Annotated in this window: 27 protein-coding genes; 16 read left to right on the plus strand and 11 right to left on the minus strand. The window is 67.2% G+C overall.

What is annotated here, in order from left to right; all coding sequences use genetic code 11:
- Window positions 1-213 precede the first annotated feature (213 nt).
- Together DIE17_RS04070 and DIE17_RS04075 are read left to right on the plus strand one after the other, a co-directional pair.
- Window positions 214-630, plus strand: coding sequence for a hypothetical protein (locus DIE17_RS04070; RefSeq protein ID WP_124522223.1), 417 nt, complete (start codon window positions 214-216; stop codon window positions 628-630).
- Window positions 631-829: 199 nt separating this feature from the next.
- Window positions 830-1,450, plus strand: a complete 621-nt coding sequence (locus DIE17_RS04075) for a hypothetical protein (protein WP_185500320.1) — start codon at window positions 830-832, stop codon at window positions 1,448-1,450.
- 418 nt (window positions 1,451-1,868) lie between these two features.
- On the opposite strand, the gene DIE17_RS04080 is transcribed toward DIE17_RS04075, so the two are convergent.
- Window positions 1,869-2,612, minus strand: coding sequence for a DUF695 domain-containing protein (locus DIE17_RS04080; RefSeq protein ID WP_044845048.1), 744 nt, complete (start codon window positions 2,610-2,612; stop codon window positions 1,869-1,871).
- Between the two features lie 201 nt (window positions 2,613-2,813).
- On the opposite strand from DIE17_RS04080, the gene DIE17_RS04085 reads away from it, so the two are divergent.
- The 3 genes from DIE17_RS04085 to DIE17_RS04095 all read left to right on the plus strand — a co-directional run bounded on the left by DIE17_RS04085 (window position 2,814) and on the right by DIE17_RS04095 (window position 4,510).
- Window positions 2,814-3,122, plus strand: coding sequence for a phosphatidylserine/phosphatidylglycerophosphate/cardiolipin synthase (locus tag DIE17_RS04085; protein ID WP_124522221.1), 309 nt, complete (start codon window positions 2,814-2,816; stop codon window positions 3,120-3,122).
- A gap of 261 nt (window positions 3,123-3,383) precedes the next feature.
- Window positions 3,384-3,857, plus strand: coding sequence for a VOC family protein (locus tag DIE17_RS04090; protein WP_124522219.1), 474 nt, complete (start codon window positions 3,384-3,386; stop codon window positions 3,855-3,857).
- A 434-nt stretch (window positions 3,858-4,291) separates the two neighbouring features.
- Window positions 4,292-4,510, plus strand: coding sequence for a hypothetical protein (locus tag DIE17_RS04095; protein WP_124485550.1), 219 nt, complete (start codon window positions 4,292-4,294; stop codon window positions 4,508-4,510).
- A 178-nt stretch (window positions 4,511-4,688) separates the two neighbouring features.
- Here the strand turns inward: DIE17_RS04095 and DIE17_RS04100 are convergent, their stop codons facing one another.
- Both DIE17_RS04100 and DIE17_RS04105 read right to left on the minus strand, forming a co-directional pair.
- Window positions 4,689-5,312, minus strand: a complete 624-nt coding sequence (locus DIE17_RS04100; RefSeq protein ID WP_124522217.1) for a phospholipase D family protein — start codon at window positions 5,310-5,312, stop codon at window positions 4,689-4,691.
- 418 nt (window positions 5,313-5,730) lie between these two features.
- Entirely contained in the window at window positions 5,731-6,213 is a 483-nt protein-coding gene (locus DIE17_RS04105; protein ID WP_044845044.1) for a helix-turn-helix domain-containing protein, read from the minus strand.
- A 169-nt stretch (window positions 6,214-6,382) separates the two neighbouring features.
- Here DIE17_RS04105 and DIE17_RS04110 point away from each other — a divergent pair, with 169 nt between their 5' ends.
- Complete coding sequence (locus DIE17_RS04110; protein WP_124485548.1) at window positions 6,383-6,820, plus strand: PaaI family thioesterase; 438 nt, start codon at window positions 6,383-6,385, stop codon at window positions 6,818-6,820.
- Between the two features lie 198 nt (window positions 6,821-7,018).
- A complete protein-coding gene (locus DIE17_RS04115) occupies window positions 7,019-8,071 on the plus strand; it encodes an NADP(H)-dependent aldo-keto reductase (protein WP_044845042.1) in 1,053 nt (350 codons plus the stop codon).
- A gap of 60 nt (window positions 8,072-8,131) precedes the next feature.
- On the opposite strand, the gene DIE17_RS04120 is transcribed toward DIE17_RS04115, so the two are convergent.
- Together DIE17_RS04120 and DIE17_RS04125 are read right to left on the minus strand one after the other, a co-directional pair.
- A complete protein-coding gene (locus DIE17_RS04120; protein WP_124572973.1) occupies window positions 8,132-9,418 on the minus strand; it encodes an MFS transporter in 1,287 nt (428 codons plus the stop codon).
- Window positions 9,419-9,453: 35 nt separating this feature from the next.
- Window positions 9,454-10,875, minus strand: a complete 1,422-nt coding sequence (locus DIE17_RS04125; RefSeq protein WP_124522213.1) for a M20 family metallopeptidase — start codon at window positions 10,873-10,875, stop codon at window positions 9,454-9,456.
- A 164-nt stretch (window positions 10,876-11,039) separates the two neighbouring features.
- Between DIE17_RS04125 and DIE17_RS04130 the strand changes: the two genes are divergently transcribed.
- The 4 genes from DIE17_RS04130 (at window position 11,040) to DIE17_RS04145 (ending at window position 14,887) form a co-directional block, all read left to right on the plus strand.
- Window positions 11,040-11,993 carry a LysR family transcriptional regulator gene (locus DIE17_RS04130; protein ID WP_124485544.1) on the plus strand — a complete coding sequence of 318 codons (954 nt, stop codon included), beginning with the start codon at window positions 11,040-11,042 and terminating at the stop codon, window positions 11,991-11,993.
- Window positions 11,994-12,057: 64 nt separating this feature from the next.
- Window positions 12,058-13,185, plus strand: a complete 1,128-nt coding sequence (mnmH, locus tag DIE17_RS04135) for a tRNA 2-selenouridine(34) synthase MnmH (protein ID WP_124522211.1) — start codon at window positions 12,058-12,060, stop codon at window positions 13,183-13,185.
- Window positions 13,182-14,240: a permease gene (locus DIE17_RS04140; protein WP_044843616.1), complete on the plus strand. Its 1,059-nt coding sequence runs from the start codon at window positions 13,182-13,184 to the stop codon at window positions 14,238-14,240. The genes mnmH and DIE17_RS04140 overlap by 4 nt, the downstream gene beginning before the upstream one ends.
- A gap of 224 nt (window positions 14,241-14,464) precedes the next feature.
- Window positions 14,465-14,887, plus strand: coding sequence for a hypothetical protein (locus DIE17_RS04145; RefSeq protein WP_044843615.1), 423 nt, complete (start codon window positions 14,465-14,467; stop codon window positions 14,885-14,887).
- A 50-nt stretch (window positions 14,888-14,937) separates the two neighbouring features.
- Here DIE17_RS04145 and DIE17_RS04150 read toward each other — a convergent pair whose 3' ends face one another.
- From DIE17_RS04150 to DIE17_RS37275, 3 genes are all read right to left on the minus strand, one after another.
- Entirely contained in the window at window positions 14,938-15,771 is an 834-nt protein-coding gene (locus tag DIE17_RS04150; RefSeq protein ID WP_044843614.1) for an ABC transporter permease, read from the minus strand.
- 6 nt (window positions 15,772-15,777) lie between these two features.
- On the minus strand, window positions 15,778-16,692 hold the full coding sequence (gene nodI, locus DIE17_RS04155) for a nodulation factor ABC transporter ATP-binding protein NodI (protein WP_044843613.1): 915 nt from the start codon (window positions 16,690-16,692) through the stop codon (window positions 15,778-15,780).
- Between the two features lie 164 nt (window positions 16,693-16,856).
- A complete protein-coding gene (locus DIE17_RS37275; protein WP_185500322.1) occupies window positions 16,857-17,021 on the minus strand; it encodes a hypothetical protein in 165 nt (54 codons plus the stop codon).
- Here DIE17_RS37275 and DIE17_RS04160 point away from each other — a divergent pair.
- Entirely contained in the window at window positions 17,020-17,517 is a 498-nt protein-coding gene (locus DIE17_RS04160) for a universal stress protein (RefSeq protein WP_044843612.1), read from the plus strand. The two genes, DIE17_RS37275 and DIE17_RS04160, sit on opposite strands and share 2 nt — an antisense overlap.
- A 95-nt stretch (window positions 17,518-17,612) precedes the next feature.
- On the opposite strand, the gene DIE17_RS04165 is transcribed toward DIE17_RS04160, so the two are convergent.
- From DIE17_RS04165 to lexA, 3 genes are read right to left on the minus strand one after another with little or no spacing between them, the layout of a single operon-like run.
- Window positions 17,613-18,305 (minus strand): DUF2939 domain-containing protein, encoded by a 693-nt coding sequence (locus DIE17_RS04165; RefSeq protein ID WP_124485541.1) that lies wholly within the window; start codon window positions 18,303-18,305, stop codon window positions 17,613-17,615.
- Between the two features lie 29 nt (window positions 18,306-18,334).
- On the minus strand, window positions 18,335-18,673 hold the full coding sequence (locus DIE17_RS04170) for a hypothetical protein (protein ID WP_044843610.1): 339 nt from the start codon (window positions 18,671-18,673) through the stop codon (window positions 18,335-18,337).
- A 26-nt stretch (window positions 18,674-18,699) separates the two neighbouring features.
- Window positions 18,700-19,347 carry a transcriptional repressor LexA gene (lexA, locus tag DIE17_RS04175; protein WP_006754655.1) on the minus strand — a complete coding sequence of 216 codons (648 nt, stop codon included), beginning with the start codon at window positions 19,345-19,347 and terminating at the stop codon, window positions 18,700-18,702.
- 264 nt (window positions 19,348-19,611) lie between these two features.
- On the opposite strand from lexA, the gene DIE17_RS04185 reads away from it, so the two are divergent.
- The 4 genes from DIE17_RS04185 (at window position 19,612) to DIE17_RS04200 (ending at window position 23,702) form a co-directional block, all read left to right on the plus strand.
- A complete protein-coding gene (locus DIE17_RS04185; RefSeq protein ID WP_124485540.1) occupies window positions 19,612-20,649 on the plus strand; it encodes a sulfate ABC transporter substrate-binding protein in 1,038 nt (345 codons plus the stop codon).
- Between the two features lie 137 nt (window positions 20,650-20,786).
- Window positions 20,787-21,686 carry a sulfate ABC transporter permease subunit CysT gene (cysT, locus tag DIE17_RS04190; RefSeq protein ID WP_044843608.1) on the plus strand — a complete coding sequence of 300 codons (900 nt, stop codon included), beginning with the start codon at window positions 20,787-20,789 and terminating at the stop codon, window positions 21,684-21,686.
- Entirely contained in the window at window positions 21,683-22,630 is a 948-nt protein-coding gene (gene cysW, locus DIE17_RS04195; RefSeq protein ID WP_044843607.1) for a sulfate ABC transporter permease subunit CysW, read from the plus strand. Before cysT ends, cysW begins: the two co-directional genes overlap by 4 nt.
- A gap of 13 nt (window positions 22,631-22,643) precedes the next feature.
- Complete coding sequence (locus DIE17_RS04200; protein ID WP_044843606.1) at window positions 22,644-23,702, plus strand: sulfate/molybdate ABC transporter ATP-binding protein; 1,059 nt, start codon at window positions 22,644-22,646, stop codon at window positions 23,700-23,702.
- Window positions 23,703-23,731: the final 29 nt, after the last annotated feature.

Here is a 23,731-nt window from a genome sequence, read left to right on the forward strand (position 1 = left end):
GCGGCACGGAATCGATCACGCAACGGGTATCGGTTACTGGACGGGTGCGGCCATGCATTTTCAGTCGCGGTCGACAGCTTGCGAGAATATCGCGATACTGCCTGTCTGCATGACGCGCGGTCCGGAATTCACACAAGATTCACGCGGCGCGTGAAACCGGACTGGCGCGGCACATCGATAAGAACCGAGAGAGCGGAGTGGCCGCAGAAAATCATGTCGCCTGAACTTGAGATCGAATATCTCGATTACCGCTTCACAGCGACGCTCGAAACCCGGGAAACGGGGCGGGTCGCCGTGACCGAATGGCAACTGGATTCCGTTTCCCGAAGCAAGACGCTCGCGTGGGTCGTGTTCGACCGTTTTCTGAAGCGCAACGACTTCGCCGACGAGGACGACGCGCGCGCCAGTATCGTCGACTGGCTGGAGCAACTGGTCAGCCCGCGAGGCGCGCCGCTCGTCAAAATCCCAGCCGCGAAGGCGGTCGCAGCAGGTGCTGCCGCTGGTACCGCCAGTGCGGTCGCCAGCGATTCTTCAGTCGAAGAAACCATCAGCGACGTCGTCGTCGAAATCGCCAGCGATCTCGACTGGATCGACATGATTGCGGAATGGTTCACGGACGGCCCGGCGTAGCGTCGGGTTCGCGCCGCTCCATCCAGAAATCCAGAAAAAGTGGGTTAGGTCGTGAAACGTCGTTTCACGAAAATCCGGAAAGAAAAGCGCGGATTCACGGAAAGCGGCATCACGCTGCTTTGACGATGCATGCGCGATACCGGAGACTGGCGCGATTTAAAAATCGCCGATATAAATCAAAAAAATCCGGACTCGAAACATGAAAAGAAGAACGCTGCTGATCGCCGGCACGATCGTCGCTGCCACCGGTCTGGCAGGATGTACCGCGATGCTGTTCGAAAACGGCCGATACGAAGAGACGGTCGATCGATTCCTCGTCAGCGAGGACGGCAAGAAATTCGTCGTGCTGGGCAACCAGTATCACTACATCTTCGACATGCCCGCGCATCTCGGCGCCGTGCTGGCCTCGTCCTACCGGAAGTCGATCGAGGCGGCGCTCCATGGATTCGTCGCACAGGGCAGCAAGATCTCGGGCGAATACCGGCTCGTGCTTTCACGCGCCGGCATGATGGACGACGATTGGGCGCGTGCGCAGGCGGACGGCTTTACGACGTCCCGTCAAGGCGAGCTGAGCATGGAAGGCGCGCTGAACGGTTCGCGCTATCGGGCCGACGGGTTTGAGCAGGGCAAGACGTGGTCGTCGTTTTCCCATACCTACACGATCGAGGTCGACGATCGCCTGACGAAGGGCGACAAGGCCGTTCGCGTGCTCGCGACGCCGGTCACGCTGGCGGCCGACGGCGTGATGATGATCGGGGCCGTCGTGTTGTTCCCGGTGATCGTCGCGGTCGCCGCGCCACTCGCCGGCGTCGCGCGCTGACCGCGACGTGCCGCATGCGGTGCCGGCGCGTGCGGGCTTTCCGGTTGAAAGGGTGAGTTGCCGCACAGACGGTCGCACGGGCCACGATGACAATCTGGCCGGTTGACCGTTCTACCCCGGCCCGGTCAACCGTTACCCCGCTCGCTCGCGCAGGAGCGGGGGCTTTTTGGCCGCACGACGCATGCAAGCCGCGTCGGCGGAACCGGACAGGCGTTCGGCAGACGACGTTTCGCGTCCCGGCATCCGTTCGCCTGATCCGCATGAATCGCATTCCTCGTGCGTGAGCGATCGCTTGGGGCCGATCGCCGGTTGCGGCCGGCAATGCCTGGATCCCGGCGGTACGCGGTCGCGCCGCCGGGATGCTTTTGATCCCGAACCCTCCACGGTCCGATCGCGCGTCACGCGCGTGTCAGCGCAATCAGCCTGCCTGCTCGACGCTGGTTTCCCAGCCGTCGTATTCGCCGCCGAGCGAGTGCACCTCGCGATTGATCTCGAGTGTATGGTGCGTGATGTCGGCCAGCACCGTCGTACCTTCGTGCGCGAACCGCACGGCCGATTTGCCGTCCTCGGTGGGCGCGACCGATTCGACCAGATAGCCTTTCGACTCGGCCCAGTCGGCGAACTGGTGCGCGTCGCTGGGGTCCGGGAAGTAGGCCCAGTGCATCACGCGCCGGCTCACGTCGCTCACGTCGCCTTTCTGCCGCAGCGCCTCGAGCACGCGCATGTCGCGCATCAGTTGCCAGTCGTCGTCGGTCGGGTAGAGCGTGCGCCAGTACGTTTCCTTGTCCGGATCGTCCTGATAGGCGTACTGAAGTGCGTAGGTCGTCTGTTCGGCCAGCGAGTCGACGATCTCGCCCGCGGCGGCTTCGTCGAACGGCACGTAGAACAGGAAATCCTGGTTGCCGTCGACCGTGATGCGGCCGACCTGCACGCCGTTTTTCGCGGTCACCGCGGCGTCCAGCAGATCCTCGATCTTCGTGAGATCGGCGAATTCGTCACCGCTCGGCAGGCCGTCGGGCGTCGGATGCGCAAGGGTGACGCGCACGCTGAGCAGCGACGTGCGCGGGTCGCTTTCGGCGATTTCCGCGAAGCCGTGATTGAAGCTGATGAAGGCCTGATGGTCGCCCATTCTGGCAGGGAAGGTTCCCCAGGCGTCGGTCATGTGTTTCTCCCGTGCACGATTGTCTGTTGACGGTTGCAAAGCGTCCCAATGTATCATCGAAAATCGCGTTGGCCGAAGCTGCGTGCCTGGGTGATCGCGCGTCCGGCGGGTCCGGTGGCGATCGAACGCGTGCTGTCGCGCCATCGCCGGTTTCCATCGTCGGGCGTTCGCCCGGCCGCAACCGTTTCGAAGGAGATTCCGATGTCGATGTTCGCGGTGAATGGTGTCCGAATCGATGTGCTCAGTGCGCGCGTGACGCACGTGCGCTGGGCGGCCGTCAATCCGGCGGACCGGTCGTGGGCGGCGACGCCGAGCGAGGCGTCGGTGGCGGAAGTGGCACGTGCGCTTGCGGCCGGCAACGACGTTCGTGCCGTATTTGACGAAGCGGACGGCACAGCGGTGGGGCCGAGGCTGAAGCGCGTGCTGTATCGCGACGCGTCGGAGGGGATCGAACTCGACATCGATGCGACGAGCGAGTCGCGCACGTTGCGCGACCTTCCGCAGATCTGAGCGGCGATCGGCGCGTGTTCCGCGAGCCGTGCCATCGCGCACGAGGCCATGCCCGGATGCGCGATCGCCCCATTGGAGGTCGCACGCGGCCTGATGCTCGCGCGTTGTCGGGCCGAACCTGTTCCGGCGCCTGTCGCGAACAAAAAAATGTCGTCCGGCGTGTCGATTTCCGTCGAGTCCGTCCGTCGTAGCATCGGAGGCGTGCGCATCGTGCGTCCGTCCCGATTTTCGACACGACAACCGACTGAAGGAGCGACACCCATGGCCACATCCGTCAAACCGATCCCGGAGGGGATGCGCACGCTGACGCCGCATCTGATCTGCGCCGGCGCCGCCGCAGCCATCGACTTCTACAAGCGCGCGTTCAACGCGACCGAACGGTTCCGCCTGCCGACCCCGGACGGCCGGCTCGCGCACGCATGCCTCGCCATCGGCGATTCGACGCTGATGCTCGTGGATGAAATGCCGGAGCACGGCGCACTCGGGCCGAAGACGCTGAAAGGCACGCCGGTCTGCCTGCACCTGTTCGTGCCGGACACCGATGCGGCGATCGCGCAGGCCGTCGCGGCCGGCGCGACAGTCACGATGCCGGCCGCCGACATGTTCTGGGGCGATCGCTATGGGCAAGTGGAGGATCCGTTCGGCCATCGCTGGTCGATCGCGACCCACCAGCGCGACCTGACGCCCGAGCAGATCGCGGAAGCGATGGCGAGCGCGCCGCCGTGCGGAGCCTGACCGGGCCGGGCGAATCCGGTTGAACGCGACTGAACGTGGCTCTTGGCCGCGCGTATCGGCGCGCGGCTCGTCCGCGCTCAGATGCCGGCGGCGTTGCTTCGCCGCTTGTCCGCGGATTCGTACCTGTGCCGATCGGCCGATCCGAGCCGGTCGGCGACCGCGCGATGCCGCGCGGGATCGTGTGTCGCTCGGCGCTCGCGCAAGCCGGGCGGCGTGCTTCGCTTCTGTCGATACCGCAACGCTCGACGAGCGCCCGTCGAGCAGCATCACGCATTCTCCATCGTGCTGCCACCACGCGTTGTAGCCGTGTCGATGCGATACGGACGCTTCACGCGTCGTGCGTTGCTGCCGGCCATGCAATTCGACGCCCGATGCTCAAGCTGTCCGACGTGATGCCGTAAACAGGGCAAGATCAATCGTTCATCTAACGCACCATGGTTCGAATTCTGTACGCGGGGTATCTCGCGTTGGCGCTGTATCTGCTCTATCCGATGGTCCAGAACACGTTGACCTTCAGTGCCGACTGCGTACTCGACGCGTTGCCTGGCGGTACGCGGGATCGGCCGAAGCCTTCGGCAAGCGATGCGCGTGCGCATGCCGGCCGGTGCGTCGCGGCCACGCAGATCGCCGAGCGCTCGCCCGACATCCACTGATTTCAACTGATTCCAGCGATCGCGGCGCCGTCATGCACGGTGTGCAGGCCATTCGGCCAGGTTGATCGCCATGCAATGCGCGCCGATCATCGACGCCATCACGGCGCGGATGTGCGACGACGGCGCGCGTCGGCTGCGTCGCACGCGAACGACGCCAGCAATCGCGCGCGGCGAAGCGTCAGTACGACGAGCGGTACGGCGTGCCCTGGTCGAAGCGGCTTTGCCAATGCGCGAGGTAGCGCGACGCGAGTTGCGGATTGTTCCAGACCACGACGACGTTTTCGGAATTGCGGCTGGCTGCCGAAGCGCTGTAGTTGAACGAGCCCGTCTCGACATGTTCGGCATCGATCACGAGGTACTTGTCGTGGTGGATCGCATAGGCGTCGATCGTGCGCGTCGGAATGCCCGCGTTGACGAGCAGGTTCAGCGCCTGCTTGCTGCTCTTCGCGCGATTGCCCTTGTCGTCCACGACGACCGCGACGTTCACGCCGCGTCGCTTCGCGGCGAGCAGCGCGCGCGTGACGGGCGGCGACGTGAACGAGTAGGCGGCCACGCGAATCGAGGTGCGCGCGGCGCCGATTGCCTTCAGCACGAGCACCTCCGCACCGCCATCGGGCGAGAACGCCGATTCGACGGACTGCGTGGCGGGCGCTTCATGGGTCGGGGTCGGCAGCAGTTGCGCGATGAAGTCGAACGCCTGCTGCAGCAGCGATTCATTGTGCGTCTTGCCGAAGGCGGCGAAGGGTGTGGCGATGAGGGAAGCAGCGAGGCAGGCGGCGGCGAGGCGTTTGCGCGACAACATCTTGGACAGCGAATCTTTTTTGAGACAGCGGGCCGTGAGTGTAACGCAGACACGGCGGCGCGGTCACGCCCGGATGCGAATGGACGACAGCTGGATGGCTGTCTGCAACGCCCGACGTGGCGATGTTCATCATGCCGCGCGGCGCCTGAATCGGCTCGGCAGTCGTGCCGGGTGACCGAAGTCGATGCGGTGTGCGCATGTGCGCAGACGGCACGGTCCCTGCGTGACGAACGGCACGCACGTGCGGGCGCAGGGGCAATGCGGCGTGCGATCGACGAGACGGGAACGGCAGACAGGGCGCGGCAACACGAACGATACGCGTCGAACGAAGACGCATGCAACACGCGCACGCATGATGGCCGCGCCGCGCTGTCATGGGCGTACCCATGTTCGTACGACCGGCGCTCAGCGCGACGCGTCAGGCATCGTGCGTTCCGGCCACCTCGTGCGCGACCCAGCCGGGCCCGGGTTCCGGCTGCACGTGGCGCGGGTCGAGCGGCTCACCGCACGCCGAGCACACCGCGACCGCATGCATCAGCTGGCCACAGGTGCGATGGCGCAATTGCACCGGCGGCCCCTGGCCGTCGTCCTTCCAGCGATCGCCCCAGGTCATCAGCGCGAGCAGGGCCGGGTACAGGTCGAGGCCTTTTTCGGTCAACCGGTATTCGAAGCGCGGCGGGCGTTCCTGATACGCGCGCTTGACCAGTACGCCTTCGTCGACGAGGCGCGCGAGCCGCTCGGCCAGTACGTGACGCGTGAGGCCCAGCTGCGTCTGGAATGCATCGAAGCGGCGGCAGCCGAGAAAGGCGTTGCGCAGGATCAGCATGGTCCAGCGATCGCCGAGCACGGCAAGCGTGCGCGCGACCGAGCAGTTCAGCGTACCGATGTCATCCCATTTCATGATCGAGTCTCGTGCGGCAGTTCAGCGAAGGAGCGGGTTCGATTATAGAACTGAGCTTCGGTTGCACCGGGCGCCGGCTGCATTGACAAGCCTGGCGCGCTTGTCAATAATCAGTTCCAATTTGGAACTTACTCGCGCGGCGACGCGCGTTCAATCAGGAGACAACCCGATGAATCCGCTTTCCCTGTCCGGTCTCGAACTGCTGCGCGCGGCGGCGGCAGGCGACGTGCCGCTCGCGTCGATCTCGGAGACGATGCCGATGCGGCCGCTGGGCGTCGAGCTCGGTTACGTGAAGTTTTCCGCGCGGGCGGACGGCCGGCACCTGAATCCGCTCGGCGGCGTGCACGGCGGATTCGCCGCGACGGTGCTCGACTCGGTCACGGGCTGCGCGGTGCATTCGATGCTCGACGCGGGCGTCGGCTACGGCACGGTCGACCTGCACGTGAAAATGCTGCGTCCCGTGCCGCGCGACGTCGACCTGATCGCGGAAGGGCGCGTGATTCACCTGTCGCGTTCGCTGGGTGTCGCCGAAGGCACGCTGAAAACGCCGGACGACAAGATCGTCGCGCATGCATCGGCGACCTGCTTCATTCAGCGGCCGCAGTAACGGGAGGCGTGGCGTCGTTACGCCCGGCGCGGTCGTCCGGCGCCATCCACCGGACGACGCGCGCGAAGGCGGCCGTATCCGTATCGGCGAGGGCTGAACGCACATCGAAGGCCGCCTGTAAGTGAACGCATCGGCCATCTGAAGCATTCGCTTCAGTGTGATGGCGTTTCTGCTTTCCACTGACGCGACAGGAACAGCATGGAATACCGCACACTCGGCGATTCGGGCATCGAGGTCAGCCTGATCGGTCTCGGCACGATGACGTGGGGCGAGCAGAATTCGGAGCGCGACGCGCACGAGCAGATCGATTACGCGCTCGGGCAGGGCGTCACGCTGATCGATGCCGCGGAAATGTATCCGGTTCCCCCGAAGCCCGATACCCAGGGCCGCACCGAGCAGTACATCGGCACCTGGCTCGCGCAGCATCGTGCGCAGCGCGACCGGATCGTGCTCGCGACGAAGATCGCGGGCCCGGCGCGGCAGCCGCACAATCCGCGCCATATTCGCGGCGAAGGCAACCAGTTCGACCGCAAGAACCTGACGGAGGCGCTCGACGGCAGCCTCAAGCGCCTGCAGACCGATTATGTCGACCTGTACCAGCTGCATTGGCCCGATCGCAGCACGACGACGTTCGGCCGCCCCGCGTATCCGTGGGTCGACGACGCGTATACGGTGCCGATCGAGGAAACGCTCGGCGTGCTCGCGGAATTCGTGAAGGCCGGCAAGATCCGCGCGATCGGCGTGTCGAACGAAACGCCGTGGGGCGTCGCGCAGTTCCTGCGCGCGGCCGAGAAGCTCGGGCTGCCGCGCATCGCGAGCATCCAGAATCCGTACAGCCTGCTGAACCGCACGTTCGAGAACGGCCTGTCCGAATTCACGCATCGCGACGGCATCGGCCTGCTCGCGTATTCGCCGCTCGCGTTCGGCTGGCTGTCCGGCAAGTACGAGAACGGCGCGCGTCCGGCCGGCGCGCGCATCACGCTGTTCGAGCGCTTCCAGCGTTACAGCAAGCCGCAGGCGGTCGAAGCGACGTCACGCTACGTCGCGCTTGCGCAGCGCCACGGGCTGTCGCCCGCGCAGCTCGCGCTCGCGTTCGTCAACAGCCGGCCGTTCGTGCGCAGCAACCTGGTCGGGGCGACATCGCTCGCGCAACTGAAGGAGAACATCGGCAGCATCGGCGTGAAGCTGTCCGACGAGATCCTCGCCGAGATCGACGCGCTGCACGAGCTGCAGCCGAATCCGGCGCCGTAAACGTCACGGTAAATGGCGCGCGGCACGGATGCCGCGCCGTCGTTTTGTTCGCGAGCGCGGTCAGCGCATCCCGAGCCGCGTGCGCGCGACCAGCAGTGCGATGAGACTCAACACGGCGCAACCGATCAGGTACAGCGCCGGCGACAGCCGGTTGCCGGTCGCGCTGATCAGCCACGTGATCACGAACGGCGCGAAGCCGCCGAACAGCGTGACGCCCGTGTTGTAGCTGACGGCGAGACCGGTCGCACGGGTCTGCGACGGAAACAGCTCGGCCATCAGCGCCGGCAGCGCGCCGCAGTACGTCGCCTTCAGCAGGCCGATCCAGATCAGCGCGGCGAGCATCGTCGCGAACGACGCGTGATGCGTGAGCCACGCGAACGTCGGCCAGACGGTGACGAGCATCAGCACGGCGGCTGCCGCCATCACGCGGATCCGTCCGGTGCGATCGGACAGGTGGCCGACGAGCGGCGTGACGAGCGTCAGCACGAAACCGGTCGCGAGCGTCGCCGCGAAGCCCGTCGATGCCGGCAGCCCGAGCTGCTTGATCGCGTACGTCGGCATGTACAGCACCATGTAGTTGATCGCGGTCGAGATCACGAGCACGCCGATCGACAGCAGCACGCGCATCTTCTGGTCCGCGAACAGTTCGCGCACGGGCGCTTCCGAGCGCGCCTGCGTCTTGAACTCGATGCCTTCGTCGACGTAGCGGCGGATGTAGAGCCCGACCGGGCCGATCGCGAGGCCGAACAGGAACGGCACGCGCCAGCCCCAGCTTTCGAGTTGCGTGGTGCTCAGCGTCGACGTCAGCAGTGCACCGAAGCCCGATGCGAGCAGCGTCGCGAGACCCTGGCTCGCGAACTGCCAGCTCGACATGAAGCCGCGCCGCTGCGGCGCGTGTTCGACGAGGAACGCGGTCGAGCTCGCGAATTCGCCGCCGGCGGAAAAACCCTGCATCAGCCGCGACAGCATGATCCCGAGCGGCGCGAGGATGCCGATCGACGCATAGGTCGGCATCAGCGCGATCAGCAGCGTGCCGGCCATCATCATCGCGATCGACAGCAGCAGCGACGCCTTGCGGCCCGCGCGGTCCGCGTAGGCGCCGAGCACGAAGCCGCCGATCGGCCGGATCAGGTAGGACAGCCCGAACGTGCCGAGCGTGAGCAGCAGCGAGGTCGCCTCGCTCGTCGCGGGGAAGAACAGCTTGGCGATCGTCACCGCGAAAAAGCCGTAGACGATCAGGTCGAACCATTCGAGCGCGTTGCCGATCGACGCGGCGAAGATGATGCGGCGGATCTTCGCGGTGCTGGGGCGCGCGGCGTCCTGCGAGGTCAGGGTGGTCGTATTCATCGTGTGAGCAGTCCCGAGAAAGGGGGCGAAGCGCGTTACAGGGCGGCGCCGGCCGCGGCGGGTGCCGCGCGGCGAACGGGCGGCGCGGCGTCGCCGAGATCCCAGAAGAGGCCGGCCATCATCTGCAGTCCTTCCCGCACGACGCTCGCGAGCAGGTGCTCGTCGGGCGCGTGCTGCGAGCACGCCGGATACGAGTGCGGCACCCACAGGGTCGGCAGCCCGAGCGTGTCGGCGAACACTTCGTTCGGCAGCGTGCCGCCGAGGTTCGGCAGGATCGCGGGCTTCTTGCCGGTCGTGCGCGCGAGCGACGCGACGGCCCAGCGGACCCACGGATCGTCCGGCGGCAGACGCGTCGCCGGTGCGCCGCGTTCGACGTCGATCTCGATGTCGGCGAAGCCGTGCGCATCCAGATGCGCGCGCAGGTGCGCATGCAGCGCCTCCCAGTCGGTGCCGACCACGAAACGCAGCTGGCAATGGGCATACGCGACGGGTGGAATAGCATTGACCGGATGGTCGGGATTACCGGCCTTGAACGCGAGGATCTCGAACGTATTCCAGCCGAACACGCGCTCGGCGGCAGAGAGGCCCGGCTCACCCCAGTCGGCGTCGAGCGCTGGGTCGCCGGGGCCGCCACCGACGGACAGGTCGGCGAGCGCGGCGCGCACGGCGGCCGGGATCGGCGGCGGGCGCAGCCCCGCGACGCGGATCGCGCCGCGCGCGTCGACGAGGCTTGCGAGCGCATTCGCGAGCACGGTCGCCGGGTTGCGCAGCAGGCCGCCCCAGTTGCCCGAGTGATGGCCGCCGTCGCGGGCGCGCAGGCTGAGCTTGAAGTTGACGGAGCCGCGCGAGCCGAGGAACACGGTGGGGCGTTCGGCGGTGAGGCGCGGCCCGTCGGACGCGATCAGCACGTCGGCCGCGAGCGTGTCGCGCTCCTGGCGGCACAGTGCGTCGAGGCCCGGCGACCCCGTTTCCTCGCCCATCTCGATCAGCAGTTTCGCGTTGAAGCCGAGCCGGCCGCCGCGCGCGGCGAGCACGCTCGCCAGCGCGGCCAGGTTGATCGTGTGCTGCCCCTTGTTGTCGGCACTGCCGCGGCCGTACCAGCGATCGCCGTCGACGGTCAGCGTCCACGGCGACAGCGGCGCGCGCCATTGCGCGTCGTAGCCGCGCACGACGTCGCCGTGGCCGTAGATCAGCACGGTCGGCAGTGCGTCGTCCTCGTGGCGCGAGGCCAGCAGGAACGGGCCGCCGCCGTCGGCCGGATTCTCGACGATCCGCGACGTGAAGCCGAGGCGCGCGGCCTCCGGTACGATCTCGTCGGTCAGGTAGGCGCGCAGCGCGGCGCCCGAGCCGCTGTCCTGGCTTTCGGTGCGCAGGCTGACGCGGCGGCTCAGGGTCGTGAAGAGCGCGCCCGATTCGAACTGGTTCAGCGCGTGCTGGATGGCGGCGGTACGGCTCAAGACGGGTCTCCTGTATCGGTTTTCCGGCGGGCGCGGCGCGCACGACCGGGAGTGCGATCGATTCTAGGAAGCGGTTTTTTTTGTCACAATGATCGAATTTCGAACATTTCTTTGCCGAAAAGGCAAAGCGGAGCGGCCTGGGCGACGGGCCCGGGGACAGAACGATGGCGGCTTTCCTGCATGGTCTTGCGCTGCGGTATTTCGTCGAAGTCGCGCGCACCGGCTCGATCAGCGACGCATCGGCGCGGCTGCACGTGGCCGTCTCGGCGATCAGCCGGCAGATCGCGAAGCTCGAGAGCGAACTCGGCGCGCCGCTGTTCGAGCGCCGGCCGCGCGGGATGGCGCTGTCGGAGGCCGGCGAACGGTTGCTGGGCTTCGCGCAGCGCAGCCTGCTGGAGGCCGAGCACGTGATGAAGGAAATCGGCGGGCTGGAGGCGCTGCACGGCAGCCTGCTGAAGGTCGCCTGCTCGGAAGGGTTCGCGATCGATTTCCTGCCGGGTGCGCTCGCGGGCTTCAAGGCGCGCCACCCGGGCGTCGATTTCTCGGTGTGGGTCGTGTCGCCGGCGGAGGCGACGCGGCGCGTGCGCGACGGCGATGCCGACATCGGGCTGACGTTCAGCCTGGCGCCGGAGCAGGGCGTACGCGTCGAACACACGGAGCGTGCGCCGGTCTTCGCGCTCGTGCGGCGCGACCATCCGCTCGCGGCACGCGATTCGGTGTCGCTCGCCGATGTCGCCCGGCACCCGCATGTGCTGCCCGAGGCCGGCACGACGGTGCGCCAGCTGATCGACATCGCGTGCGTGCTCGACGGGCTCATGCTCGAGCCGGAACTGACCAGCAACAACACCGCGGTGATGTACCGCTACGCGCAGCGTACCGGTGCGGTCATGTTCACCGGGCTGCTATCGGTGCGGGACCGCTTCGACGCGGACGGCTTCGTCGTCGTGCCCGTCACGAACCCCCAGCTGCGCGAGCGCAGCATCCAGGTGCAGACCATGGCGGGGCGCGATCTGCCCGCGTCGGTGCGCGCGTTTCGCGACCATCTGATCGACGTGATGAGCGCCGCGTCGCCGCCGCCGGTTGCCGCGCGCGGCCCGGGACGCCCGGGCGTGAGATAATCGCGAATCCGCCTTCCGTGCCCGTGCGGCTCGCCGAGCCGCATCGCCCCTGTTCGACGCCAAATTGAAGAACCTGATTGTCACCCTCGATCGCGCCGGCGAGTTCGACGAGATCATCGACGTGCGCACGCCGCTCGAGTTCGCCGAGGATCACATCCCCGGCGCGCTGAACGCGCCCGTGCTCAGCAACGAGGAGCGCGTGATCGTCGGCACGATGTACCGTCAGGTGTCGCCGTATGAGGCGACGCGCGTCGGCGCGGCGATGGTCGCACGCAACATCGCGCGCCATCTCGACACCACGTTTGCAGACCGTCCGCGCAACTGGCGGCCGCTGATCTACTGCTGGCGCGGCGGCAAGCGCTCGGGTTCGATGACGACCTGGTTCAACCTGATCGGCTGGCAGGCGCGCCAGCTCGACGGCGGCTACAAGGCGTACCGCCACTCGGTGTGCGCGACGCTCGACACGCTGCCGACGCGGTTTCGCTACATCGCGCTCGTCGGTCATACCGGCTGCGGCAAGACGCGGCTGCTGAACGCGCTACGCGACGAAGGGGCGCAGACGCTCGATCTCGAAGCGCTCGCGCGCCATCGCGGCTCGCTGCTCGGCGCGCTGCCGGGCAAGCCGCAGCCGTCGCAGAAGGGCTTCGATTCGGGGCTCGTCGAGACACTCGGGCGTTTCGACCCCGAATGGCCGGTGTTCGTCGAATCGGAAAGCCGAAGGATCGGGCTCGTGCACCTGCCGATCGCGTTGATCGACGCGTTTCACGCCGGGCCGTGGGTGCAGGTCGAGGCGGCGCACGACGAACGCATCGCGTTTCTCCTTGACGACTATGCCCACCTGTTCGACGAGCCGGCCGCGTTCAAGGCGCAGCTCAATCGGCTGATCGGCCTGCACAGCCGTGACGAGGTGGCGCACTGGCATGCGCTGATCGATGCCGACGCGCGGGCCGAGCTGTTCACCGAACTGATCGACAAGCATTACGATCCCGCCTATGCGCGCACCTACCGCGCCACGTACAACAAGCCGAACCGCGCACTGGCGTTTACTTTCCGGCCGAATGCGGCCGACGGGCGCGAGCAGGCGCGCGCGCTGCTCGACGCGCTCGCGCAGGCCGGGCTGCCGGCCTCGCCCGCCGCCGGCGGGGCGGCCCGAGCCGCCACCGACAACAACCCTACGACCACCGCACGATGACGACCACACGCACCCAACCCAGTCCGGCGCTCGGCTGGCTGACCTTCCTGCTGATCGCGGTCGCGGGACTGTTCTACGTGAAATGGTTCCCGTACTACAACAAGGCGTTCGTCGCCGCCGAGCATCATTCGATCGGCCAGTCGATCCTGATGGGCACGTCGGCGAGCGCGCCCGAGCCGTCGCTGAAGGCGGCGCTCGACTACGCATGGGCGTACGGCAAGGCGATCTGGCAGGCCATGGTGCTCGGCCTGCTGCTCGGTTCGGCCGTGCAGGCGCTGCTGCCCGCGCACTGGGTCGCGCGCGTGCTCGGCCGCACGGGCTTCGGCAGTGTCGCCGCGGGCGGCCTGCTGTCGCTGCCGGGCATGATGTGCACGTGCTGCGCGGCGCCGGTCGTCGCGGGCCTGCGTGCGCGGCACGCGTCGCCGGGCGGCGCGGTCGCGTTCTGGCTTGGCAACACGGTGCTGAATCCGGCCGCGCTGGTGTTCATGGGCTTCGTGCTCGGCTGGCACTGGAGCGCGTTGCGGCTCGTGCTCGGCATCGCGATGGTGTTCGGGATCGGCTATCTGCTGAACCGCATCGCGCGTCCGGAGGACCGCAGTATCGACGACGCGCAACTCGCCGCGCTGGTGGCCGAACAGGCTGCCGCCGGCAATCCGTTCGTCCGCTGGATGAAGCTGCTCGCACGCATGGCCGTGCGGCTCGTGCCCGAATACATCGTGCTCGTGCTGCTGCTCGGCGCGGCGCGCGCGTGGCTGTTCCCGCATATCGGCCCGGACATCGGCAACCATCTCGGCTGGATCATCGCGTTCGCGGTCGCGGGGACGTTGTTCGTGATCCCGACGGCCGGTGAAGTGCCGATCATCCAGGCGATGCTGTCGCTCGGCATGGGCGTCGGCCCGGCCGCCGCGCTGCTGATGACGCTGCCGCCGATCAGCGTGCCGTCGCTCGCGATGCTCGCGCGGTCGTTCAAGCCTTACATGCTGGCGATCGTCACGGGCCTCGTCGTCGTGTTCGGGATCGTGAGCGGGCTGCTCGCGATCGCATTCGGGTTCTGACGGACTCGCGGACGGGACGGCGAGCGGGCGCGACGGCCGGACAAGTCCGGCTCGCGTGGCCGATCGAGGCGCGGGGCACGACATGCCCGGCTGCCGGCGACCGGACCCTGCGCGATGGCCGCCGCGGCGTGCGCCGACCGGTCCCGTCGCATGACCGTCGTATTCATCCGGCGCCGCCGCCTCACGCGCGCGGTGCCCTTTACAAGAAGCAAACAGGAAAACGCATGACCCAACCGAAGATTCATCCTCGACTCGAAAAGGCGCTGACGCGTGGCGATCTCGCGATCCGCCAGGCCAATTCCGCGCGGGCCACTGCCGTGCTGAACGCGCTCGGCACGATGATCATCGAAGCCTCCGCCACGATCGGCGTCGAGGCCAGCATCGAGATTCCGCAGGGCGACCGCATCTACGATCCGGTGAACGGCCTATGGCCGCAGAAGATGCTGGTGTCGTTCGACGGTCCGGTCGACGAAGCCGACGCGGAAGAACTGCGCGCGGTCTATCTGGTTGCCGACGATCCGGGTACGCAGTTCCGCGTCGAATGGCATCGCGCGGACGGCAAGCTCGGCCGCCACGAAGGCGGCCCGCTGGCGACCGTCGCATTCCTGACCGACGTCGAGATTCCGTGGAGCGACGACGACGAGTAACGCCGCCGCCGCTTCGTCGCAGCGAGCCGGCGCGCCGTGCGCGTCGGCCGTCAGCGCATCATGCGCCGCCGGAACAGCCACGCGGAGACGATGAATCCGCCGACCGCATAACCGGCGAGCACCGCGAGATGCAGGCCGGCGTCCGTCGCCGGCCGGCCGAGCATCGCGGGCCGGATCAGTTCGACCGCGTTGGCGAGCGGCAGCACGTGCGCGGCATGCTGCGCGATCGGCGGCAACTGCGTGATCGGGAAGAACACGCCCGACAGCAGCAGCATCGGCGTCAGCACGAGCGTCTGATAGAACATGAAGAAGTCGTAGGACGGCGCGAGCGCGGTGACGATCATCGCGGTGCTCGCGAACGCGAGGCCGGCGAGCACGATCACGGGTAGCGCCGCGAGCATCGACGGAAAGCGCGCATAGCCGAGCAGGCCCGCGACGAGCATGATCGCGACGCCCGACAACAGCGCCTTGCTCGCCGCCCAGACGATCTCCCCGAGCACGATGTCGCCCAGCGCGAGCGGCGTGTGCATGATCGCTTCCCAGGTGCGCTGCACGTGCATCCGCGAGAAGCCCGAATACATCGACTCGAAGCTCGCGGACATCATCACGCTCGAACCGACCGTGCCGGCCGCGAGGAACGCGATATACGACACGCCGTCGACGTGGCCGAGCATCAGGCCGAGCCCGAATCCCAGCCCGAACAGGTAGATCATCGGATCGGCGAGATTGCCGAACAGCGACGCGAGCGCGAGCTTGCGCCACACGAGGTAGTTGCGCCGCCACACGGCGATCCAGTTGGTGGCATTCGCGGGCAGCGCGACTGCGAAGCGTGATTCGCGTGGCGGTGCGGACGGCGCGGCGGCGGAATAGTTGCGTGCGTCCATGATCGATCAGTCCTGCATTTCGCGGCCCGTGAGCCGCAGGAACACGTCTTCCAGATTGGCCGGACGATGCAGATAGCGCAATCCCGTGCGACCCTTGAGCCGGGCGCTGAGCGGCTCGGGATCGCTCACGTAGCAGAACAGCGTCTCGCCGCTGATCTCGGTGCGTTTCGCGAACGGCGTCAGCTCGTCGCGCAGCGCGACCGGGTCCGGCCCGTAGATCTCGATCACGTCGCAGCCGATCTCCGATTCGATCAGCGCGTGCGGCGCGCCTTCGGCGATCTTGCGGCCTTCCTCGATCACGCACAGCCGGTCGCACAGGCGCTCGGCTTCCTCCATGAAATGCGTGGTGATCAGGATCGTCTTGCCGCGCGCGAGCAGCGAACGCAAGCGCTCCCACATCAGGTGCCGCGCCTGTGGATCGAGCCCCGTCGTCGGCTCGTCGAGCACCAGCACGTCCGGATCGTTGACGAGCGCGCGCGCAAGCGTCAGGCGGCGCTTCATCCCGCCCGACAGCTCGCCGACCTTCGCATCGGCCTTGTTCTCCAGTTTCGCGAATTCCAGCAGCGGCTGCACCAGCGCGCGTGAAGCCTGCGCCGACATCCCGAAATAGCGGCTGAACACGAGCAGGTTTTCGCGGACCGTGAAGTCGGGGTCGAGGTTGTCGAACTGCGGGACGACGCCGACGCGCTGGCGCGCATGCCGCGCGCGCGACGGAACCGGTTCGCCGCACAGTGAAATGGTGCCGGCGTCGGGATACACGAGGCCGAGCAGCATTTTCAGCGTCGTGGTCTTGCCGGCGCCGTTCGGCCCGAGCAGGCCGTAGCATTCGCCGGCCTGCACGTGGAAGGACAGGCCGTTGACGACGAGCTTGTCGCCATAGCGCTTTTCGACGTTCCGGAAATCGATCGGTGCAACGGACATGGGCAGGTTGTCGTTGTAGGCAGGCGCGGACGCGTTTCGCGGCCGGCCGGATGGGCATGCCGCTCGGCGAACGGATCGGGCGAATGCGTGTCACATGGGCATGACCGGGGCGAACGCACGTCGAGGACACGGACGGGCCATTCTAGTGCATCGGCTGCGTCTCTTCAGGGCGCGCACGCGCGCGACGGTGCATGCGCGCACGGATCGTGCACCGCATCATCGCCGACGCGCCCCGCGTGGCGAATCAGCGTTTTCCATCCCTTGCGTCCGGAATTGCGGCGCACCATGATGAGTGCATAGGGCACGTTGTCGCGATAGGGAGGTCTCATGGCTAGCTACAACAAGATTCTGCTGTGCTACGACGGCACGCTCGAAGGACGCAAGGCCTTGCGGTGCGGTGCGAATCTCGCGCTGGACCTGAAGGCGGAAACGCATTTGCTGTCGGTCGTCGACATGCGCTCGAGCATCGCGCAAAGCGCGGGGCTGCTGACCGACGTCGCCTGCGGCCGCTTCGAGGAAACCGCGCGCGAGATCCTGCAGGAAGGCGTGAACTGGCTGCGCGAGCGCGGCGTCCAGGCGGAAGGCCATTTTGCGTTCGGTTATCCGATCGACGAAATCGCGAATCTCGCGACCGAGTTGAAGGCCGACCTCGTCGTGGTCGGCCATCGGTGCCGCAGCGGATTGTCGAGATGGTGGATGGGGTCGGGCAATACGCAACTGCTCGATCGCGTGAACTGCAGCATTCTGGTCGCGTGTTCGTCGGCTGAAGAGCAAAAGGCCGAGATCGCGCGCGAACGCGAAGCGGCCACCGCGAGCGGCAAGTGACACAGTGAGATCGTGTGACCGGCCGGGTTGTCCTGCGATCCGCGCCGGTCGCTCGCCATTGCCGCCGCAGCGGCATCGATCCCGATCGCGACCGCTCACGCGTGCAGGTCGATCGCGGACAGCTTCCACGAAAACAGGCCAAAGCGGTGGAAGATCGCCGCATAGCGCGTGCCGTCGGCACTGCGCTGGTAGGTCACGACAAATTCATCGATATTCCGGTAGCCGGCGCTCGTTTGCTGCGGATGGCGCGTGTCGCCCGGGCCGGCTGGCGCGGATGCGGGGGCCGGCGCGGACGCGACCGAGGCATTGCTGCCCGGTACGGGGGTGCTCGCCGGATTGGCCGGCGGTGCGGCCGATGCGCTGCCAGGCGCACCGCCTGACGGCGGGCCCGACCATTCGGGTGGCCGCTCGCCCGGATTACCGCGCGGGGGAATGCCGCTCATCAGCGCCGCGACGCCTTCCGGCGTCGCATACGCATCGACGAGCGGGCCGATCAATGCAGAGCCGATCAGCGCGCCGATCACCGCGAACGGGTTGTCCTTCTTCACCGCGTCGATCCGGTGCATCAACTCTTCCGTGACCTGCTGCTTCAGGCTGATGCGCAGCGACGGAAAATCGACATATTCGCTGACCGATTGCGCATCGCGCGCATCGATCGCCGATTTCAGGCGACCGAGCGCGACATACGGCGATGCGTACGCATAGCCGATCGCCACCAAAACGGCGACGGCCAGCACGACGATCAGCAGGGGCTTGAGCCGCCACGCGCGGCCCGAAGATCCAGTCACGATGCCTCCGGTGCGGACAGGTTCCGCAATCAGAGACCGCCGTGCGTGGCCGATCGTTCCTCGTCGATGCAGCGATCGATCATCCGGCACACGGCATCGATCGTCCCGACCATGATCAGGCGCGACCGGCCGTGATAAACGCGCACGGGCGCACGGCGCGCCGGTTCCGCGTGGTGCAGGCCGGCGTTCAGCGAGACCCGTGCGAAGGCGGGAAGCGCTGAGGGCAGCAGCGACGCCTGCCGTTCAACTGCGACTTCTTGGCTCACCACGGGCGCCGCGGCGGACAGCGGCGCGCAGGGCGTGCGGCCGCGCAGGTGACGCAGGCGGCCGAATTGACGGAAAGGCAGCAAACGGGAAAGGCGTTCCATGATGTTCTCCTCAGCGAGACCGATTGTCAGAGTTCGCCCGAGCGGATCAGCCCGACGGCGATGCCTTCCAGCGCGAATTCCGCGCTGCCGGCCTTGACGAAGATGTTTTCGTAATCCGGGTTCTCCGCGATCAGCTCGAGGCCGCCTGGCCGGCGCATCAGGCGCTTGACCGTGACGTCGTCGCCAAGCCGCGCGACGATGATCTGGCCGTCCTTCGCTTCCGTGCGCTTCTGCACGGCGAGGAGGTCGCCGTCGAGAATGCCGGCGTCGCGCATCGACAGGCCGCGCACCTTCAGCAGGTAGTCGGGCTTGCTGGTGAACAGCGCGGGATCGCACGCGTAATGCTGCGAGATGTGCTCCTGCGCGAGGATCGGGCTACCGGCCGCCACCCGGCCGACGAGCGGCAGCGACAGTTGCATCAGGCCGGCATGCGGCAGCGTGAACTGATGGGGGGCGTCGTCGATGCCGAGCAGGCGGATGCCGCGCGACGCGCCGGCGGCCAGCTCGATCACCCCTTTGCGCGCCAGCGCACGGAGGTGTTCCTCGGCCGCATTCGGCGAGCTGAAGCCCAGCTCTGCCGCGATCTCGGCGCGTGTGGGCGGGAAACCGGAGCGCTCGATCGCGCGGCGGATCAAGTCGAACACTTGCTGCTGACGGGCGGTGAGTTTGGTCATGGCTGAACTGTATGGATAGACAGTGAGCTGTATTTTTATACAGTACTTCGCGAATTTCAAGTGTTACTTGAAGTTCGACGCGATCGCGCCGGTTCCGACGTGATTTCGCGACGCCCGGACGCCGGTTCATCTGCCTCAACCGTCCATCCCGTCTGCGTTAGCACTTTTGAGTATTAAAAAATAAGGAACGATTATTTTTAATCATGTAACCCGTTCGCTAGACTGGCCCGACATCGCAATACCGACAACACTGGAGAACCAAGGATGGCGAAGCGCAATACGGGGCTGGTGGGCGGAGTGGGCCGCCTGATCGCAACACTCGCGCTGGGCGCGGCGGCGGCGCTGGGCGTCGCGACGCATGCCCAGGCCGATACGACGTTCCTGAACGTGTCCTACGACCCGACGCGCGAGTTGTACCAGGACTTCAACCAGGCGTTCGGCAAGGCGTGGAAGGCGCAGACGGGCGAGACGGTCAACTTCAAGCAGTCGCACGGCGGCTCGGGCGCGCAGGCGCGCTCGGTGCTCGACGGCCTGCAGGCCGACGTCGTGACGCTGGCGCTCGCCTACGACATCGACGCGATCGCCAACAAGGGGCTCGTCAACAAGGACTGGCAGAAGCGCCTGCCCGACAACGCATCGCCGTACACGTCGACGATCGTGTTCCTGGTGCGCAAGGGCAACCCGAAAGGGATCAAGGACTGGGATGACCTGACCAAGCCGGGCATCTCGATCGTCACGCCGAACCCGAAGACGTCGGGCGGGGCGCGCTGGAACTACCTGGCCGCATGGGCATACGCGGTCCACAAGCCGGGCGGCAACGAGCAGAGCGCGAAGGAATTCGTGACGAAGCTCTACAAGAATGCGGGCGTGCTCGACTCGGGCGCGCGCGGTGCGACGACGAGCTTCGTGCAGCGCGGGATCGGCGACGTGCTGATCGCGTGGGAGAACGAGGCGTTCCTGTCGATCAAGGAATTCGGCACCGACAAGTTCGAGATCGTCGTGCCGTCGGTGAGCATCCTGGCCGAGCCGCCCGTTGCCGTGGTCGACAAGGTGGTCGACAAGAAGGGCACGCGCAAGCTGGCCGAGGCCTACCTGAATTTCCTGTACAGCCCGCAGGGCCAGGAAATCGCGGCGCGCAACTACTACCGTCCGCGTTCGAAGAACGTGCCGGCGGACCTGACGAAGCAGTTTCCGAAGCTGAAGCTGTACACGGTCGACGACACGTTCGGCGGCTGGACGAACGCGCAGAAGACGCATTTCGCGGACGGCGGCGTGTTCGACTCGATCTACAAGCCGCAGTAACACCAGGCAGCAGCAAACCACAACGACAGCGGCGCGCCACGACAGCGCGCCGCATCCCCGACGGCCCGCCGGCGCGACTCCCCGCGCCGGCGTTTGCGTCGGACCCGTGAGCAGCAACGACCCAGCAAGAGCATCCGATGACGACGTACACCTTTCGCAAGCCGAGCGCGCTGCCCGGTTTCGGCGTGACGCTCGGCATCACGGTGGCCTATTTGAGCCTCGTGGTGCTGATTCCGCTCGCCGCCACGTTCCTGAAGACCGCGACGCTGTCGTGGGACCAGTTCGTCACCGCCGTCGCGTCGCCGCGCGTACTCGCGTCGTACCGGCTGACGTTTGCCTCCGCGCTCGGCGGTGCGGTGATCAATGCCGTGTTCGGTTTTCTCGTCGCGTGGGTGCTGGTGCGCTACACGTTCCCGTTCAAGCGGCTCGTCGACGCGATCGTCGACCTGCCGTTCGCGCTGCCGACGTCGGTCGCCGGCATCTCGCTTGCCGCCGTCTACGCGACCAACGGCTGGGTGGGCCAGTATCTCGCGCCGTTCGGCATCAAGATCGCGTTCACGCCGGTCGGCGTGCTGGTGGCGCTGACCTTCATCGGGCTGCCGTTCGTCGTGCGCACCGTGCAGCCCGTGCTCGAGGATTTCGAGCGCGAGCAGGAAGAGGCCGCCGCGTGCCTCGGCGCAACGCGCTGGCTGACGTTCCGCCGCGTCGTGCTGCCGGCCGTGCTGCCCGCGCTGCTCACCGGCTTCGCACTGGCGTTCGCGCGCGCGCTCGGCGAGTACGGGTCGGTGATCTTCATCGCCGGCAACGTGCCGATGAAATCCGAGATCACGTCGCTGCTGATCATCACGAAGCTCGAGCAGTACGACTACGCGGGCGCGACCGCGCTGGCGGTCGTGATGCTGGTCGTGTCGTTCCTGATGCTGCTGCTCATCAACACGCTGCAGTGGTATCTGCAGCGCCGCACGAGCAAGGGCGCGAGCGGCCCCGCGCCCGCGACCGTCACCGTTGCCGCGACTGCCGCCGGAGGCCAGCAATGAGCCAGGAGTCCACCGCCGTGCTGAACAACCCGTCCGCCGCGCGCGTGCGCGCCGCGAAACAACCGGATCCCGTCAGCGAGCCGCGCGCCGTGCGCTGGCTGCTGATCGGCGTCGCGCTGGCGTTCCTCGCGTTCTTCCTCGTCGTGCCGCTCGCCGCGGTGTTTTTTGAGGCGCTGCGCAAGGGCGTCGGCTTCTATCTCGAATCGCTCGCGGATCCCGACGCATGGTCGGCGATCAAGCTGACGCTGACCGTCGCGGTGATCGCGGTGCCGCTGAACCTCGTGTTCGGCGTGTGCGCGTCGTGGGCGATCGCGAAGTTCGAATTCCGCGGCAAGGCTTTACTGACGACGCTGATCGACCTGCCGTTCTCCGTGTCGCCAGTGATCTCGGGCCTCGTCTACGTGCTGCTGTTCGGTGCGCAGGGCTGGCTCGGGCCGTGGCTGCAGGGCCACGACGTGCAGATCATCTTCGCGGTGCCGGGCATCGTGCTCGCGACGATCTTCGTCACGTTCCCGTTCGTCGCGCGTGAACTGATCCCGCTGATGCAGGCGCAGGGCACCGACGAGGAGGAGGCCGCGCGCGTGCTGGGCGCATCGGGCTGGCAGATCTTCCGGCGCGTGACGCTGCCGAACGTGAAGTGGGGCCTGCTGTACGGCGTGATCCTGTGCAATGCGCGCGCGATGGGCGAGTTCGGCGCGGTGTCGGTCGTGTCCGGCCACATCCGCGGCGTGACCGACACGATGCCGCTGCACGTCGAGATCCTGTACAACGAATACAACTTCGCGGCGGCGTTCGCGGTGGCGTCGGTGCTGGCGCTGCTCGCGCTCGTCACGCTCGCGCTGAAGCTGCTCGCCGAGCGTCACCTCGCCGCCGAACTGGCCGGCGCACGCGATGACGTTCCCGCTCATGCCGGCCCCGCCGCCGCCATTTCGTCGAAATCGTAAAGAGGCAACCAGAATGGGTATCACCGTCCGTCACCTTCAGAAGCGCTTCGGCGATTTCACCGCGCTCGACAACGTGTCGCTCGACTTTCCGCCGGGCGAGCTCGTCGCACTGCTCGGGCCGTCCGGTTGCGGCAAGACCACGCTGCTGCGCGTGATCGCGGGCCTCGAGCACGCGGACGCCGGCCAGGTCGTGCTGCAAGGGCTCGACGTCGCGTCGGTCGGCGCGCGCGAGCGCCAGGTCGGTTTCGTGTTCCAGCATTACGCGCTGTTCCGCCACATGACCGTGTTCGAGAACGTCGCGTTCGGGCTGCGCGTGAAGCCGCGCCGCGAGCGGCCGTCGGAAGCCGTGATCCGCGAGAAAGTGCACGAACTGCTGAAGCTCGTGCAGCTCGACTGGCTTGCGCAGCGCTACCCGTCCGAGCTGTCGGGCGGCCAGCGTCAGCGGATCGCGCTGGCCCGCGCGCTCGCGGTCGAGCCGAAGGTGCTGCTGCTCGACGAGCCGTTCGGCGCGCTCGACGCGAAGGTGCGCAAGGAACTGCGCGGCTGGCTGCGGCGCCTGCACGACGACCTGCACATCTCGACGATCTTCGTCACGCACGACCAGGAGGAGGCGCTGGAAGTGGCCGACCGGATCGTCGTGCTGAACCGCGGTCATGTGGAGCAGGTCGGCAGCCCGCAGGACGTCTACGATCATCCGCAAAGCGCGTTCGTCTACGAATTCCTCGGTGCGGCGAACCGGTTGCCGGGCACGGTCGCCGGGCGCGGCTTCGTGGCCGAGGGGGCGGCCGCGCCGATCGCGGTCGACGCCGATTTCGCGGGTCCCGCGAACGCATACGTGCGGCCGCACGACCTGCAGCTGTGGCCGGCCGGCGACGACCATCGCGACGGCATCGCGGTCGACGTGCGCCGCGTGATCCCGCTCGGCGGCTCGGTGCGGGTCGAACTCGAGGCGCGCACGGGCGGCGCACTCGAAGCGGAACTCGATCGCGACGCGTGGCGTGCGCTCGCGCTGCAGGTGGGCGACGGCGCGACGGCCGTGCCGCGCGCGGTCCGCGTGTTTCCCGCGCACTGACGTCCGGCCGCGGTAAAGAGAAGAGGGCG

Source organism: Burkholderia sp. Bp9099, from assembly GCF_003857805.1.
Taxonomy (GTDB): domain Bacteria; phylum Pseudomonadota; class Gammaproteobacteria; order Burkholderiales; family Burkholderiaceae; genus Burkholderia.